At 66.8% G+C, this 15,769-nt stretch carries 16 protein-coding genes; 4 read left to right on the forward strand and 12 right to left on the reverse strand.

From position 1 onward, the window contains the following. Window positions 1–24: 24 nt before the first annotated feature. From ABZX86_RS21765 to ABZX86_RS21775, 3 genes are all read right to left on the reverse strand, one after another. Window positions 25–1,455 carry an FAD-dependent monooxygenase gene (locus tag ABZX86_RS21765; RefSeq protein WP_355126083.1) on the reverse strand — a complete coding sequence of 477 codons (1,431 nt, stop codon included), beginning with the start codon at window positions 1,453–1,455 and terminating at the stop codon, window positions 25–27. 179 nt (window positions 1,456–1,634) lie between these two features. Further along, window positions 1,635–2,057, reverse strand: coding sequence for a TIGR03618 family F420-dependent PPOX class oxidoreductase (locus ABZX86_RS21770; RefSeq protein ID WP_355126843.1), 423 nt, complete (start codon window positions 2,055–2,057; stop codon window positions 1,635–1,637). A gap of 132 nt (window positions 2,058–2,189) precedes the next feature. Then, window positions 2,190–3,200 (reverse strand): sigma-70 family RNA polymerase sigma factor, encoded by a 1,011-nt coding sequence (locus ABZX86_RS21775; RefSeq protein ID WP_355126085.1) that lies wholly within the window; start codon window positions 3,198–3,200, stop codon window positions 2,190–2,192. A gap of 146 nt (window positions 3,201–3,346) precedes the next feature. Between ABZX86_RS21775 and ABZX86_RS21780 the strand changes: the two genes are divergently transcribed. Together ABZX86_RS21780 and ABZX86_RS21785 are read left to right on the forward strand one after the other, a co-directional pair. Next, window positions 3,347–3,946 carry a dihydrofolate reductase family protein gene (locus tag ABZX86_RS21780; protein ID WP_355126087.1) on the forward strand — a complete coding sequence of 200 codons (600 nt, stop codon included), beginning with the start codon at window positions 3,347–3,349 and terminating at the stop codon, window positions 3,944–3,946. Window positions 3,947–4,060: 114 nt separating this feature from the next. Next, the gene (locus ABZX86_RS21785) at window positions 4,061–4,624 is read left to right on the forward strand and encodes a DUF4352 domain-containing protein (RefSeq protein ID WP_355126089.1); all 564 of its coding nucleotides are present in this window, start codon (window positions 4,061–4,063) and stop codon (window positions 4,622–4,624) included. Window positions 4,625–4,662: 38 nt separating this feature from the next. Here the strand turns inward: ABZX86_RS21785 and ABZX86_RS21790 are convergent, their stop codons facing one another. Next, window positions 4,663–4,950 (reverse strand): hypothetical protein, encoded by a 288-nt coding sequence (locus tag ABZX86_RS21790; protein ID WP_355126091.1) that lies wholly within the window; start codon window positions 4,948–4,950, stop codon window positions 4,663–4,665. A gap of 104 nt (window positions 4,951–5,054) precedes the next feature. Here ABZX86_RS21790 and ABZX86_RS21795 point away from each other — a divergent pair, with 104 nt between their 5' ends. Then, the gene (locus ABZX86_RS21795; protein WP_355126093.1) at window positions 5,055–6,059 is read left to right on the forward strand and encodes a permease; all 1,005 of its coding nucleotides are present in this window, start codon (window positions 5,055–5,057) and stop codon (window positions 6,057–6,059) included. Next, on the forward strand, window positions 6,056–6,814 hold the full coding sequence (locus ABZX86_RS21800) for a TIGR03943 family protein (RefSeq protein ID WP_355126095.1): 759 nt from the start codon (window positions 6,056–6,058) through the stop codon (window positions 6,812–6,814). The genes ABZX86_RS21795 and ABZX86_RS21800 overlap by 4 nt, the downstream gene beginning before the upstream one ends. Before the next feature lie 33 nt (window positions 6,815–6,847). On the opposite strand, the gene ABZX86_RS21805 is transcribed toward ABZX86_RS21800, so the two are convergent. Genes ABZX86_RS21805 through ABZX86_RS21840 form a run of 8 tightly spaced genes read right to left on the reverse strand, consistent with a single transcriptional unit; the run spans window position 6,848 to window position 15,351 of the window. Further along, window positions 6,848–7,231: a hypothetical protein gene (locus ABZX86_RS21805; protein ID WP_355126097.1), complete on the reverse strand. Its 384-nt coding sequence runs from the start codon at window positions 7,229–7,231 to the stop codon at window positions 6,848–6,850. Window positions 7,232–7,246: 15 nt separating this feature from the next. Next, window positions 7,247–8,281: a 2-oxoglutarate and iron-dependent oxygenase domain-containing protein gene (locus ABZX86_RS21810; RefSeq protein WP_355126099.1), complete on the reverse strand. Its 1,035-nt coding sequence runs from the start codon at window positions 8,279–8,281 to the stop codon at window positions 7,247–7,249. Beyond that, a complete protein-coding gene (locus ABZX86_RS21815; RefSeq protein WP_355126101.1) occupies window positions 8,278–8,997 on the reverse strand; it encodes a hypothetical protein in 720 nt (239 codons plus the stop codon). The genes ABZX86_RS21810 and ABZX86_RS21815 overlap by 4 nt, the downstream gene beginning before the upstream one ends. Next, window positions 8,994–9,806, reverse strand: coding sequence for an N-acyl homoserine lactonase family protein (locus ABZX86_RS21820; protein ID WP_327140593.1), 813 nt, complete (start codon window positions 9,804–9,806; stop codon window positions 8,994–8,996). The genes ABZX86_RS21815 and ABZX86_RS21820 overlap by 4 nt, the downstream gene beginning before the upstream one ends. 3 nt (window positions 9,807–9,809) lie before the next feature. Beyond that, window positions 9,810–11,390, reverse strand: coding sequence for an ABC transporter substrate-binding protein (locus ABZX86_RS21825; protein WP_355126103.1), 1,581 nt, complete (start codon window positions 11,388–11,390; stop codon window positions 9,810–9,812). Window positions 11,391–11,443: 53 nt separating this feature from the next. Beyond that, the gene (locus ABZX86_RS21830) at window positions 11,444–12,442 is read right to left on the reverse strand and encodes an ABC transporter permease (RefSeq protein WP_355126105.1); all 999 of its coding nucleotides are present in this window, start codon (window positions 12,440–12,442) and stop codon (window positions 11,444–11,446) included. 1 nt (window position 12,443) lies between these two features. Then, window positions 12,444–13,310 (reverse strand): ABC transporter permease, encoded by an 867-nt coding sequence (locus tag ABZX86_RS21835; protein ID WP_355126107.1) that lies wholly within the window; start codon window positions 13,308–13,310, stop codon window positions 12,444–12,446. A 1-nt stretch (window position 13,311) separates the two neighbouring features. Continuing rightward, window positions 13,312–15,351: an ABC transporter ATP-binding protein gene (locus ABZX86_RS21840; RefSeq protein WP_355126109.1), complete on the reverse strand. Its 2,040-nt coding sequence runs from the start codon at window positions 15,349–15,351 to the stop codon at window positions 13,312–13,314. Window positions 15,352–15,769 lie beyond the last annotated feature (418 nt).

The following is a 15,769-nucleotide window of genomic DNA, read 5'->3' on the forward strand; positions in this document are numbered from 1 at the left end:
CCGGCGCCCGGTAACTACTCGAAATCAGTTGGCGGGCTTGCCGAACCAGCGGCCGAGGTGGTCGTTCAGGTCCTGCTGGTCGTCACCGATCCAGGCGACATATCCGTCGGGCCGGAGCAGGAGTGCCGGAACATCCAGTGCCGCAGTGGGATCCGCGATGAGGTCCACTCGGTCCGACCAGCCGCCGGCGGTCAGACGCTCGGTGCGGTCGATGACCAGGCCGCGGCCCCGGCGTAACCGGTCGTAGAGGCGGCCCTGTTTCAGGTCGATATCGGGCAGTCGGCGACCGAGCAGGCCGGGGCCCGCGCCGAAGTCGTAGCGGATGGCGGTCGCGGTGATCTTCTCGGTCAGAGAGCGGTTCACCTCCTCGAAGTCCATCAATTCGGTGAGCAGCCTGCGCACGGCCTGCGCGCCCGGTTCGGTGGACGAGAGTTGGACCTGGGCGCGGGTATTGTCCAGGACGTCCGCGGCGACCGGATGACGTTCGCTCTGGTAGCTGTCCAGCAAGGATTCCGGTGCCCAGCCCTGGAGCTGTCCGGCCAGTTTCCAGCCGAGGTTGACCGCGTCCTGAACGCCCAGATTGAGGCCCTGGCCGCCGGCCGGCGGGTGGATGTGCGCCGCATCGCCGGCCAGCAGCACCCGCCCGACCCGGTAATGCTCGACCAGCCGGGTGGCATCGCCGAAGCGGGACAAACCGCGTGGGGAGTGCGCGCCGAAATCGGTTCCGGCGAGGGCGCGCAACTGCCGTGTGAAATCCTCGAGGGTGGGCGGCTCCGAGCGATCCTCGCTGACTCCCTCGGCGGGGAGTACCACGCTGTAGACGCCTTCGCCGAAGGGTCTGATGCTGAATCGCCTATCGGTGGCGCTGATTTCGGCCACCTTGGCGGCGATCTGCTCCTGCGGCGCACCCAGTTCCATCTCGCCCATCAGCGTGTCGTTCCGCGAGGGCTCGCCGGGGAAGCCGACGCCGAGCAGCTTGCGCACGGTACTGCGCGCACCGTCGCAGCCGACGAGAAAACGCGACCGCAGCCGCTCCCCGTCGGCCAGCTCGACGGTCACACCCTCGTCGTTCTGCTCGAAACCTGTTACCGCACAACCGTGCCGGACCTGGGCACCCAGCTCGATCGCATGTTCTTCGAGCAGCTGATTGACGACGGGCTGCGGGATGCCCAGCAGATAGGCGTACGCGGAATCCAGGCCCGCGGGCGCGGGTTTGGGGATGGCGGCGAAAATGCCGCCGACCGGGCGCTGCCGGCCGCGTTCGAGCAGGCGGTCCAGCAGTCCGCGCATCGCCATCAGCTCGAGACTGCGAATATGCAGACTGACTATGCGGACGAACGACGACGCGTGCCCGGTTTCCTTCTCCAGCACGAGTACCCGCACATCATGCAGCCGCAGTTCGGCGGCCAGCATCGCACCGGTCGGCCCGCACCCGGCAATGATCACATCGAACATGAACCACCCGTTCGCTGAATTCGCTCCACCCAGTCGCCGCACGTCCTCGAGCGCAGCCGTGTGCACACGGCTCGCTTGTTCCGGATTTCCGCAGGTCCTGGCATCGGCGGCCATTGTGCGGCACCTCCGGCCGCTACCGCAAGCGATATAAGCCGGAGGTCAGCACGGTCCGTAGCGTCCTAGGATGCCCAGGGCCCGACACCACCGATGTGCTCGATGGTGATGTGGGTGAGGTATCCCGCCGGCGCACCGGGCGGCGGGAAACCGGTGCCCGGCCCCAGCAGTGCGGTGGCGATCTCGTCCAGCAGTTCGGGCGCGCCGCCCTCCTCGATGTGTGCGGTGCCTTTGATCGACAGATACGGGGGCTGCAGCGTAGTGCGGTCGGTCGATACGAAGGTCACGGCAACCCGGCTGTCGCGCCGGATATTGTGGACCTTCTGATGTTCCGCCAAATGCGCGGTGACCAGCTCATCGTCGCCGTCGGCCGTGCGCCGCACCGCCATCCAGACCAGGCTGACCTGCGGGCTGCCGTCGCGATTGACCGTGACCAGCGTCGCGGGCTCGGCAGCGATGAGTTGGCGTGCGGAGTCGTCGAGTTTCATTGTGTCCTTCTTCGCCATGGAGGTGATCCGAGGTACGTGTGCCCTCGTCAGTACCGACGGGGCGGGTGACCGAAACTCATCGCTGACGATAGTCCGCTCAAGTAAGAATGTCCCGGATGGCGCAGTGCAGATCTACCGCGCACTCGGAAGCGATTGCGGCAGGCCGAATGTGGGGAGGACAGTGCTTTCGAAGCGGGTTATGGCGGCGATTCGGTCGTCGGTGAGGGTGAGGACGAACAGGCCGGCGCCGTGGATGCCGGTCGGGGTGTGCCGGTAGACGCCCAGTGCCGGTTGGGCGTTGGCTCGTGTCGGGACCAGTTCGAAGCGCTGTGCCGTGGCGAAGACGAAGGCGCAGAAGCGGGCCACGCTGTCTCGGCCGTGGTATTCGAGTGGGATCGGTGGCATCGACATGAAGGCGTCGTCGGTCAGCAGGGCCACCAGCGCGTCGATATCAGCGGCCTCGTAGGCGCTGACGAACTTCGCCACGATCGCATCCTCGGCGGGTGAGTCGCGGGTGGGCGGCTGGTCACGAGTCATCGGCAGTCGTCGGTCCAGTCCCGCACGTGCGCGTTTGAGGGCGCTCTTGACCGATTCGACTGTCGTGTCCAGCATTTCGGCTACCTCGTTCGCGTGGAATCCGAGGACGTCGCGCAGGATGAGGACGGCGAGCTGGCGGGGCGGCAGGATCTGCAGGGCGGTCACGAAGGCCAGGGAAATGGATTCGGCCTGCTCGTAGCGCGCCTCCGGGCCGAGCGGCACATTGATCGCGCCGTCCAGGAGTGCGTCGGGATAGGGCTCGAGCCAATGGATTTCGCCGAATCCATTGGGTTCAGGTGGCTCGAATCCCGGGCTGTCCCACTGTTGTGCGGGCCGCCGGCGAGCGGAGCGCAGCGCGTCCAGGCACCGGTTGGTGGCGATGCGGTACAGCCAGGTGCGCAGGGCGGCGCGCCCGTCGAACCGGTCGAGGCCGCGCCACGCGGCGAGCATCGTGTCCTGGAGCGCGTCCTCGGCGTCCTGGAACGATCCGAGCATTCGGTAGCAGTGCACCTGTAGCTCGCGGCGGTGTGGCTCGGTCAGCGCCCGGAATGCCTCGCCGTCGCCCGCCCGCGCCCTCGACATCAGATCCGTTCGCGCCGACTCCACGCCCGTCACCTCATTCCCTGTGTGCAGTCCCATGCCATATGGACGCCGGCCGAAGCGCGAAAGGGGCGGTCACACCGCGCCTCCTTTTCAGTTGCCCCGGCGTCGATACCAGTGTTAGCCGACAGCACTGTCAAAGGAGCACGGAAATGGGAAAGATCGTTCTCAGCACAAATGTCACTCTCGATGGAGTGGTCCAGGATCCGGACGGCGCGGAAGGTTTCGAGCTGGGCGGCTGGTTCCACCAGTTCGTCGGCGTCGGGGACCTCGAAGACTGGACCGCCAATGAGACCAGGGAAGCGCTGGGCGCCGAGGCACTGCTGCTGGGCAGGCGGAGCTTCGAGTGGTTCGCGTCCCGGGCGCCGGAGATGGAGGTCCGCGTCGGCCGCGAGTGGGCGGCGAGGATGAACAGCCTCCCCAAGTATGTCGTATCGTCGACTCTCGAACATCCGCAGTGGCGCAACACCACCGTCCTCAATGGCGATGCGGTAAAGGAGATTTCGGAGCTGAAGCGGAAGGTGGACGGCGAGATCCTGGTCTACGGCAGCTATCGGCTCGCGCGCACACTGATCGAACACAACCTGGCCGATGAACTGCGTCTGGTCGTTTTCCCGGTCGTACTGGGAACCGGCCTGCGTCTCTTCGGCGAGACCGGCGACCGGAAGCCGCTGCGTCTGGTCGACACGCGAAAGATCGGCGACGGCCTGGTGTCCTACGCTTACGAGTTCGTGCAAGCAAACCCGCTGTGACGCAGTCAGATCCGCTGCGATACAGGTCCTCGACCACCGGCGATTAACACGATGATCTTTCCCCGCGATCAAGATGTGTTGCCACAATGGCACATTGAAGGGGAGAAATTCAGAATGAAGTATGTGCGCCGTTGCTCCATTGCTCTGCTGGGGGCGCTCGCGGTGTCGGTCGCTGTGACCGGTTGTGGTCCGTCGTCCGGGGATGCTGTTGTCACCAAAGCGAATTCGGGTGGTCCGGCCGCGGCGCAGACCGCGCCGGCGAAGGTCGGGGACACCATCGGCTTGAAGGGCATCGTGAGCGGCACCAAGGCCGATGTGACGGTGGTGCAGGTGATCGACGCACCGACGGCTGGGGATGACGTGGACGCTCTGCCTCCCGGAAAGCGTTACTACGCAGTGCAATTCCGGATTGCGAACACCGGCGCCGCCGCATACGACGATGCGCCGTCCAACGGCGCGAAGGTGGTCGACAGTCAGGGTCAGACCTTCGCCGCTTCGCTCACCTACGCCGATACCTCGGCCGGACCGAATTTCGGCACCACGCTGACCATCGCTCCGGGTGACAATGCGCTCGGTTTCCTGGTCTTCCAGGTTCCGGTGGACGCGACAATCGCCAAGGTGCAGTTCGGAATGGACAGTGGCATGTCCGACCGCACCGGCCAGTGGACCGTGGCCTGACAGGCCGCAGTGCGACTTCGGGCACCGGGGGACGCAGATTACGCTGCCCCCCGGCGCCCGAATGGATCGATCAGCAGCCTGTGGAGCTGTCCGGTGTAATGCGCTCCGGGAGCATTGATCAGCGCCAACTGCGCAGATTGCAGCTCGGCATGGGCGGCCGCTTCCGCTGAGGTGTGTGTCCGCCCGAAAAACCACCACCCGGCCGCCGAGGAAGCGCCCACCAGAGCCGCAACCAGCAGCGCGATCAGCGGCCACCACCAACGGCGTTTCGCCGCAACCTCTTCCGGCCCGGCACTCTCCGCCGACGCCGCAGTCTCGATCGTCATCCCCACCCCGTCCAGCACAAACAATTCAGACAATATCGACGAAAGGCACTATATGGCCGGTCCGTCGCGCAGGTGGTTCGGGGAGCGGCTGACAGGATGGGCGGGTGGTCGCGCCGAATGCTCTGAATATTGTGCGGACGAAGGTTTCTTCGACCTATGCGCTGGTGGTGCTGCTCATTGTCGGGCTGCTGCTGCAGGCGCCGCTGGCGCATGCGGTGGGCGCGTCCGCCCGGTTGCAGACGGCGGTCACGATCTTCTCGGGAGTCTTCATCCAGGCGGTGCCGTTTCTGGCGCTCGGGGTGGTGGTCAGCGGGGCCATCGCGGCTTTCGTCTCTCCCGCGCTGCTGCGAAAGATACTGCCGCACAATGAATCCGCGGCGATCGGAGTGGCCGGACTGGCGGGGATGGCCCTGCCGGGATGTGAGTGCGGCGTGGTGCCGGTGGCCCGGCGGCTGACCGATCAGGGCGCGCCGGGGTCGGTCGCGCTGGCGTTCATGCTGTCGGCGCCCGCGACCAATCCGGTGGTGCTGATCGCGACGGCGGTGGCGTTTCCGGGCGAACCGGGAATGGTGGCCGCGCGGTTCACCGGGTCCCTCGCGACGGCGATCGTGATGGGTCTGGTGTGGTCGCGCATCGGCCGTCCGGAGTGGATGCGGCCGCGCGAGCGCGGGCACGACCACTGCGCGGCCGGGCGCACCCGGTGGGAGGTCTTCACCGAGGCCGCGCGGCACGATCTGCTGCAGGCCGGTGCTTTTCTGGTGCTCGGCGCGGCCGCCGCGGCGGCGTTGCATGTGCTGGTGCCGCCCGCCTGGTATCAGCAATTGGCCGGGCAGATGGTGATCGCGATCCTGGTCATGGCGGTGCTGGCGATCGTGCTCGCGCTGTGTTCGGAGGCGGACGCCTTCGTCGCCTCGAGCATGTCGACCCTGCCGCTGCTGCCGCGACTGGTATTCCTGGTGGTGGGCCCGGCGGTGGATGTGAAGCTCTTCGCCATGCAGGCGGGCAGTTTCGGTCGCGGCTTCGCACTCCGATTCGCGCCCTTGACCTTCGGGGTGGCCATTGTCTGCGGCAGCATTGCCGGCTACGTATTCCTCGGAGGGGCCCGATGAAGCGGGAAGCGCAGAATCTGGTGCTGCTGCTCATCGGCGGCGCGGTCCTGTGGATCACGCTCGACGGCAGTTACGCCCGCTATGTGAAACCGAGCCTGCATCCGTACCTGCTGGTGAGCGCGGCCGGATTCATTCTGCTGGCCCTGGTGGCCATCGTTCGCGATATCCGCCGCGGCGCCGCACCCGATGAGCACGACGAACACGAGCACGGCACCGGCCGAGCACAGTGGCTGCTGCTCATGCCGATTGCGGCCCTGCTGTTCATTGCCCCGCCCGCCCTGGGCGCGAACGGCGTACAGACCAGCTCACCGGTCCAGGCCATCACCGGCGACGCGGCCTCGGCGCTGCCCAGGCAGCACCCGTTCCCACCACTGCCTCCCGGCGACGCACCGGCCGTGCCGGTGGTCGAACTGGTCCAGCGGGCACTGCAGGACTCCACTCATTCCCTCGACGGCAGGGAGGTGACCATCAGCGGATTCGTCGTCCGGCCAAAGGATCTCGAATACGATCGCCCGGGCGCCGCGGAGGCCGATCTCGCCAAGGTCGTCATCACCTGCTGCGTCGCCGACGCCCAATACGCGCTGGTGCATCTGGCCGGAATGCCGGAGGTGATCCCGGACGACCAGTGGTTGCTGCTGCGCGGCATCGTGCGCACCGACAGCGCCCGGCACGACCCGGAACTCACCCCCACCTTCGATGTCACCGACTACCAACTGATTCCGACTCCGAAGAGCACGTACGAAGCGGCGCGCTGACCCGGCCATTCCGATCTGACAAGGGCAGACCGCTCACGAGCCGGAAGGAGCCGACATCGTGCCGAGGAGTCCGCGGGCGAAGGCCCGATAGCGTTCCGGGGTGAAGCGATCCGGCTGCGAGAGCACCATGCGCCCGGCCTGCTCGCCGATGGCCAGCAGTGAGATCGCGGTCAGTTCCAGGTCCAGTTCGGCCAGACCCGGGCGGCGATCGCGACCCCACTCCAGGAGCGCGGTGAGCTGTTCGAGGGCGAACCGCCGTCCGGTGTCGAAGCGTGTGCGGACCGGGGCGGGGGCGTCATCGGCGGGCAGGAAGAGCAAGCGCCACGATTCGGGATTCGCGGCGACGGCCCGCAGCAGGTTGGTCATCGCATCCAGCAGGATGTCGTCGAAGTCGCCGGTGTCCTCGAACACCGGCATGGCGTCGGCTCGCGGTCAGGCGCGTTGGCGGGCCTCCTGGCCGAAGGAGCCGACCGGGAGTGAGCCGTCGGGGAGTGCGAGGTCGCCGCTTTCCAGGCGGGTTCTGAGGTAGCGGAAGATCTGGGCGGTTTGGGCGAAGAGGTGTTCGCCGGCGCGGAGGGGCTCACGTTGCGGGCGATCGGAGGAGGTGAATTGCGGGAGCGGCTGGACGACGGTGTCGTAGTCCACATTGAAGAAGAGCGGGAAGGAGTAGCGCTCCTCCTTCACCTTGCGCACGCGGTGGGTGGTGGCGACGAATTCGCCGTTGGTCCACAGTTCGAGCATGTCGCCGATATTGATGACGAAGGTGTCCGGAATCGGCGGGACATCGATCCAATCGCCCGCGCCATTGAGGACTTCCAGGCCCGGGGCGGTCGGCTTGAGCAGGGTGAAGCATTCGAAATCGCTGTGCGCGCCGATGCCGATGGCGTCTTCATTGGCGGGGTTGTAGGGGTAGTGGATGAGGCGGAGCTGGCTCGGGGTCTTGGTGGCGTAGCGCAGGAAGGTGTCCGGATCTTCACCGAGGGTGACGGCGAAGGCCCACAGCAACTGCCTGCCGATATCCAGTACGGCCTGGTAGTAGGCCGTGACGGTCTCGGCGAAACCCGGGAGCGCAGGCCAGACATTGGGGCCGAGCATGGGATTGCCGGCGAGGTGGTCCGGATCGTCGGCGGGCAGATCGAGCGCGGTGTCGAAGGCCTCCTTCAGATCCGGGACACCCTCATCGGACCCCTCTTCGCCGGTGGGTACATAGCCGCGATGGCATTGGGACAGGCCGATATACGAGCGCATCTTCTCCTGCAGCGGCAGGGCGAAGAAGGATTCGGTGGCGTCCAGCAGTCCGTCGAAGAGCGCGGGATCGACGCCGGTTCCGCTGATGTAGAAGAACCCGACTTCGCGTGCGGCCTTGCCGATTTCATTGGCTACCGCCAACCGGTCCGCCGCATGGTCGGATCGCAGCCCGCTGACGTCGATCACCGGGACCGAAGTGAACGAGGTGGCCTTATTCATAACGTCACGCTTCCTTCCGTATAGCGAACCAGCCACTCCCAGGTCAGCGGAGCGCCGTCTGCGTCGATGTCATTGGTGTGCAGTGTGTTTCGATCACCGTCGGCCCAGCGCGGCGTGAGCGACTGCTGCTCCCGGTACGGCAGCGCCGAATCGCCGATGATCCAGCCCGCGGATACCGAGCCGAGCGAAAGCTCCACGCCGCCTTCGGAATCACGCCGTGCCCACCCGAAGTGATCATCGACCCGCAGCAGCAGCGCGCGAGCTCCGGCGGGTGATTCCAGATCCATGGCCCAGCAGTCCCGGGCCGGTGCATCGCGGGTCCAGTGCTCGAAATAGTCGGCGTGCACACCGATTTCGACCAGTACCCCGGCGGCGTAGCTCATCCGTCCTTCGTCGGGATGCGGTCCGGGTGGCTGTAATTCGAGGTGCCGCTGCCAATGGAAGACGTCGTCGTACTGGGTGAGCTCGCCCGCGAAGCCGTCCTGCATGCGCAGCCAGCCGCGCTGCTGATCGGTCAGTTCCGAGGCGCAGCGCACCCCGCTGAAATCCGGTCGCGGTGCCGGCCTGCGTAAGTCGACGAAGCGGGTCAGGCCCTGCAGCCAGCGCACATCCGTGGTCAGGTCCTGCGAACCGTCGGTATCGACCAGCAGGGTGCGCTGCCACAGTCCCGCGCACTCCGCCATGCGCACCGGCGTGCCCGCCTCCTGCGCCGTCATCCGGGGAACCGCTCGTGGAAGTGATGCGTCCACTCCGGCCAGGCGTGCGGATCGTGACCGGGAATGAGCGGATAGCCCTTGTCGGCGGCCAGCTTCTTGAGCCGGCGGATCGGCTCGATGGTGTCCTCGTGGCTGACCCCGACGTAACCGCCGATGGCCAGCTCGTGCTCGATATTCTCGGTGAGATCGGCTGCGTCGAAAGCGAATACGAAGCCACCGCCGCCCACCGACGGATCGAGCTCCACCACGAAGCTCTGGTGCCCGGGCGTATGGCCGTAGGTCGGGACCGCGGTGATGCCGGGCGCGATCTCGGCCTCACCGTCGGCGAGCTGCCATTCGATGCGCGGATCGTCGAAGTCCACCCGTGCCATCGCATGATGTTCCGGCTCAGGATGATTCGACAGCCCGTACTCCAGCTCGATGCGCTGCGCGTGCACCGGCACCTTGCCCGCGAACAGCTTCAGGCCGCCGGCATGGTCGTGGTGCAGATGACTGACGGCGACGGCGTGAATGTCGTCGATGTCGATTCCGATGTCGTGCAGCGATTCCTCGATCGGCTCACCCGGACCGGGCAGCACCGGAATGTATTCCACGCTCGGGTAGAACCGGCGGTACAGCGCCGGGTCGCGGATCAGGGCGGTATTGAATCCGGTATCGAGCAGCACCCAGCCGCCGTCGGTCTGCAACAGCACGCCCGGTGTGGGCTCACGCAGGCGCTCGTGGGCCGGAGCGCCGTGCACCGAAATGGATTTGGGGAGGTCCTCCCATCCGAGGGTCAGCAGGACGATGCGGCGTACCAATCCGGTCATGGTTCAGCCCACCGACAATCCGGCGATCCGCAGCGAGTTCGGCTCGGAGACGACATGCGACTCGGCCACCCCCTTGAGCCACGGCTGCGCGACCATGAAGTCGTTGACATCGGCGATATTGAGCCAGCAGCCGGTCGCCGAGGCCTGGGCGGCCGCGGTCGAGAAGACGTCCGACGCACCGGATTCGCGGCCCTTGGCCAGCGAGGACGTGACGTCGGGCGAGGAGCAGTTCAGGTAGTTCAGGCCGCCGTCGGGGTCGAAGTTGATGTGGCCCCAGGTGTACGGGGAGGGGGCGTCCGGCCAACCCGCCAGCAGCAGCATCTCGGGCGCATCGGCCGCGGCGGTACCGGGCCAGCCGTAGATCTGAGAAGTGGGGTAGCCCTGCACCTTTGCGGTAATGCCGACCGTGGCGAGCTGGGTCTGGATCAGATTGCCGACGAGCTGGTTGTCAGGGTTGCTGGAGTCGTATCCGACGGTGACCGTCTTCTGATCGGCGGGCAGACTGTCGACGATTCTCTTCAGAGCCGAAGTGTCGTGCGGGATAGTCTGTTTCGCGAAATCCGCCGTCATCATATTCGGCGGGAAGACCTGATCGGCGGCCTTGCCGCGACCGAAGTAGGTCTGCTGCACGATCTGCTGCACATCGATCGCCTGGGTCAGCGCGACGCGTGCGGCCTGGTTGGTGAACATGCCCTTGTGCGGGTTCACGTAGAAGTAGTTCGACATCATCGTGGGCAGTGAGTAATTCGCGAACTTGGAATTGCCGATGTACGACGACACCGCGGAGGACGGCAGGTCGTGCAGAACCGCGGCCAGCTGCCCATTGTTGAATTGCAGCTGCTGCGCCGAAGTGTCGGTGATCACCGGCAGATCCACGGTGGTGAAGTACGGCTTGGGGCCCCAGTAGTCGCCGAAAGAGGCCATACCGTAATGGGATCCGACCTGAGCGTCGGTCAGCGTGTACGGCCCGGTGCCCAGATCGTGTGTGGTGAGATACGCCTGGTCATTGTCCTTGCCGGCATTGGCGGCCAGACCTGTCGGGCTGAGCATGCGCGGCCCGTAGGGCGAGGCGAGATAGTCCAGGAAGACCGCATTGGGCGCCTTCAGGGTGATGGTGGCGGCGTAATCACCCTGTGTAGTAACAGAATCGATGTCCGACACCATGTACGCCGGGCCCTGATTCACCGCGAGCCGGCGATCGAACGACGTCTTGATCGCCGCCGAGGTGAACGGGGTGCCGTCGTGGAATTTCACACCCTGCCGCAGTGTGAAGGTGAAGACCTTGTTGTCCGGTGAAGCGGTCCACGCGGTGGCCAGCAGCGGTTGCAGCTGCGCCTTGTCGGTACCCGGCGCGTACTGCAGCAGACCCTCGTACAGGTTGGTGGTCAGCAGCAGGCCCTGCCCGGCGTAGTACACGTCCGGGTCCGGCGGCTGACCCGGGTCCTGCAGGAATGACAGATGCAGCACCTTGTCGGCAGGTGCGGAATTGGGCGTCTGGTTGGCGGACCCGCACGCGGTGACTGCGAGCAATGCCGCGGAGGCGACGGCGGTGGCGGCGAAAAGCCTTCGGGCGGAATGGATCATCGGGCGGTTCCTTCGAGAAGACGGTGCTGAGGAAAGGGAGGTCGGGGTCGGTGTCATACGGCGACGATGCGTGGATCGGCGGCGGCTTGCAGGAGATCGACAATGGTGTTGATGACGACGTAGACGGCGCCGAGCAGCAGGGTCACACCCGCGATGGCCGGGAAGTCGGCGACCGGAATGCTCTGGGCGATGTACTGCCCGATTCCGGGCCAGCCGAAGACCTGCTCGACCACCAGGACGCCCGAGAACATCAGTCCCACTTGCAATCCGGTCATGGACAGTGCCGCGCCGACACAGTTACGCAGTACGTGCCGGAGCAGGATGCGCGCCGGGCCGAGGCCCTTCGCCTTGGCGGTGCGGGCGTAATCGCTGTCCACATCGGTGATCAGACTGGACCGCAGGACCCGGCCGATGGCGACCGCGGGGCCGAGGGCGATCACGGTGGCGGGCAGGATCAGATGGCTTATCGCATCACCCACCACGTCGAAGCGCCCGGCCAGCAGGCCGTCGACGGTGAGCAGTCCGGTCGGGCCGGTCGGTGCGCCCGAGATCGAGGTCCGGCCGTTCGCGGGCACCCAGCCCAGCTGCTGGTAGAAGACGATCAGGCCGAGAATGCCCAGCAGGAACATCGGTGTCGAGGCGCCGACGAACAGTACCGCGCGGAACAGGCCCGAACCGGGCCAGTTCAGCGTGGTCGCGAAGGCCAGCAGCACCGCCAGCACCAGCGCGATGAGCAGCGCGCACAGCGCCAGCTCCAGTGTCGCCGGTACGAAGTTCACCAGGTCCGTGCTGACCGGGCGGCGGGTGCGATAGGAGGTGCCGAAATCGCCGTGTGCCGCCGAGGTCAGATAGTGCCAGAACTGCACGGGCACCGGACGATCCAGGCCGAGCTCGTGCCGCCGCGCCGCGATGGCGCCCTGTGACGCGGAGCCGCCCAGCTGGGCGTGCACCGGGTCCAGCGGCGAAATGCGCTGCAGCACAAACATTACCGCGGTCAGTGCGATGAGGATGGCCACCATCGCCGCGATCCGGGACAGAATGAAAGTGCGCACGCTACCCCTCCTTCTTCATCAGGTTGCGCAGGCAGTCGCCCGCAACGGTGCCGATCAGGGCCAGCACCGCGACGCCCAGGCCGGGCATGACCGGAATCCACCACTGCTGCAGGAAGTAACTGAGATTGCGGGCGGCGTCCGCACCGAGTTCCGGTGCGGGCGCGGCCTGTCCGAGCCCCAGGAACGACAGCGAGGCCAGGGTGAGAATGAGGGTGCCCAGATCCAGGCTCGCGGCGACCAGCGCACCGGGCGCGGCGCCCGGCAGCAGATGCCGCAGCGCGAGCCGAATCGGCCCGACACCACTGAGTTTCGCCGCCTCGACATGCGGGCGGGCCGCCAGCGCACTGATATCGCCGCGGACCAGCCGCGCGTAGAACGGCCACCAGACGATCGATACCGCGATCAGGGTGTGGGTGAAGCCCGGGCCGAGGGCGGCGACCACGGCAATGGCGAGCACCGGTGCGGGCAAGGCCAGGAACGCATCGGTGATGCGCATGAGCAGCGAGTCGACCCAGCCGCCGACAGCGCCCGCGATCAATCCGACCAGCCCGCCGACCAGCAGTCCGCTGGCGACCACGGCGAGTGCGGCGAACCAGCTGGCCCGCATGCCGTAGAGCACCCGGCTGAGCAGATCGCGGCCGATATTGTCGGTGCCGAGCAGGAACCCGTGCTGGCCGGGCGCACTCAGCGGCATGCCGACCGGCAGCAGCGGATCGTAGGGCGCGAGGATCGGCACCGCGACGGCGACCAGCGTCACCACCCCGATCAGCGACACCCCGATCCAGTTCCAGCCACCGGGAAATGCGCGCGGCACCACCGTGATTCGGGCGCCGCGCAATCGCGTGAGCGCGGGCAGGGCGACAGTCATCTCAGCTCACCTTCTGTTCGATACACGCCACCTGATGCGTGCCGCCGGGAAATCCTTCGAGCCGGACATCGAGCTCCTCGTCGCTGCAGGCGGGGATGGCCAGCGGGCAGCGCGGGTGGAAGGCGCAGCCGGAGGGGGGTGCGAGCGGACTGGCGGGCTCGCCCACGGGTGCGGCGGGCTCATGCGCCGGATCGGGGATGGAGGCGATCAGCGCTCGGGTGTAGGGGTGCACCGGATTGCCGAGAACCTGTTCGGCCGTGCCGATTTCGACAATGCGGCCGAGGTACATGACCGCGATCCGGTCGGCGACCACCCGGGCCACCGCCAGATCGTGCGTGACGAAGACGACCGACATATTCAGGCTGCGGCGCAGATCGCCGATGAGGTTGATCACCGCCGCGGCCAGCGAGACGTCGAGCGCACTGGTCGGCTCATCGCAGAGCAGCAGCGAGGGCGGCACCACGGTGGCGCGGGCCAGCGAAACCCGTTGGCGCTGACCGCCCGAGAGCTGACCGGCGCGCGCCTTGGCGATCTCCGGCATGAGCCCGACCCGGCGCAGCGCCTCCTCGACCTCGGCGGCGCGTTGGGATCGCGAGAGTCCTGAGCGCAACAGCCGTTCGGAGATCAACTCGCCCACCGACATCCACGGTGTCAATGACGCGCCCGCATCCTGGAACACCATCTGCGGGCGCTGTGCGCCGGTGCGGGCGATGGCGCCGGCGGTCGGCTGCTCGAGGCCCGCGATCACCCGCAGGAGAGTGGATTTGCCGCATCCGCTCTCGCCCACCAGGGCTACGGATTCGCCGCGCCCCACTGTCAGTGATACCCGCCGAAGCGCGTGCAGTACCGCCCGCTGCCGAATACCGCCGACCGCAAACGTTTTGGTGATATCGCGCAGCGTGACGACGGCGTCGGTTCCGATGGCGGGCTCCGCGGTGTCACCGGCGTTGTCAGGCAGGACATTCACTCGACCTGCCACACCGGCGTCCTGGCTCTGAGCCGGCACGCGGTCGATCGCCTCCTGAATGATGCTGGGGCCCTGCGTATCCGCGGACACCGGTACGGGATCGGCGGTGCTGATCGGCGGCAGGATGCAGGCCGACACCCGGTCCGGGGCGATCGCCACCGGGTCGGGCGGGGCAGTGGCGCAATCCGGTGTCGTGTGCGCACAGCGCGGGGCGAAAGCGCAGCCGGAGAGGGGATTTGCCGGACTGGGCACCTCGCCGGGAAGTGAGGGCAATCGCTGATCCGGTCGAGTCTGCAGCGTCAAACGCGAGCGCAGCAGTCCGCGGGTGTACGGATGCGCGGGCGTGGCGAGCACCTCGGCGGTCGGTCCGATCTCGGCGATCCGCCCGGCGTACAGCACCGCCAGCCGGTCCGAGATCTGCGCCGCCACCCCGAGATCGTGGGTGATCATCAGAATGCCGCAGCCGAGCTCGTCGCGAATCGTTTTGAGCAGTGCGAGAACCTGCGCCTGCACCGTCACATCGAGTGCGGTGGTGGGCTCGTCCGCAATGATCAGTTCGGGATTGCCCGCGATCGCCATGGCGATCATCACGCGCTGGCGCAGCCCGCCGGAGAGCTCGTGCGGATAGCTGCGCATGCGGCGCGCGGGCTCAGGTATTCCCACGGCCGCGAGCAGACGCTGCGCCTCCTCGGCGGTGCCGGCGGCCTCGATCACCTGCTTTCCGATGCGCATGGTGGGATTCAGCGAAGTCATCGGATCTTGGAACACCGCACCCAGATCGAGCTTGCGTACCCGCGCCAAGGTCTTGGCATTCCCGCCGATCATGTCCGTTCCGGCGACTGTCACCGCGCCGTCGGTGCGGGTGCCCGCCGGCAGCAATCCCAAGAGTGAGAACCCGAGAACGCTCTTGCCGGAACCCGATTCGCCGACGAGTCCGAGGATCTCGCCCCGGCGTACCGTCAGTGACACTCCGCGCAGCGCATGCAGGTCGCGCCCGCTGCGCCGGAACGTCACCCGCAGGTCTTCGACAGCGGCGACATCGCTCAGTGCCGTGTCCATCAATGCAGTGCCCATGAACGCTCCTACCGATCAACCTGTCAACCGATAGTTTTTAGGTGCCACTGCGTCTTTCGATGACGCACACGTATCGCTTGTGCTGCCCCTGGTAACTTCTGGATTGCCGATGGTTTCTATCGAGTGACAGAAAACGCTCGGACTGCGCTGGGAGAGCTGGGTTTCTAGGTCTGAGCTGCATAAATGCGGTTTCTCGGTGGACTGCCGGTCCGAGCTGCCGCAGTGCCCGCTGCGAGATGGTCGCTGTCCCCGCGGAATTCGATCGGGGCCGCCGGGGTTCGTTCGAACCGTCCGAGCCGGAGCGGCTCATCACGGCCGTCGCTGCGAGCAGCGGCTGTTCCCGCGCGGCTGTATCGGCTGTTCGGGTGGTGCTCGGATCGGGCAGACCTCGGTGCCGTCGGGGCTTCTCGTTCAGCTG

Origin of the sequence: Nocardia sp. NPDC006630, assembly GCF_040611495.1 — a bacterium.
Classification (GTDB): Bacteria; Actinomycetota; Actinomycetes; order Mycobacteriales; family Mycobacteriaceae; genus Nocardia.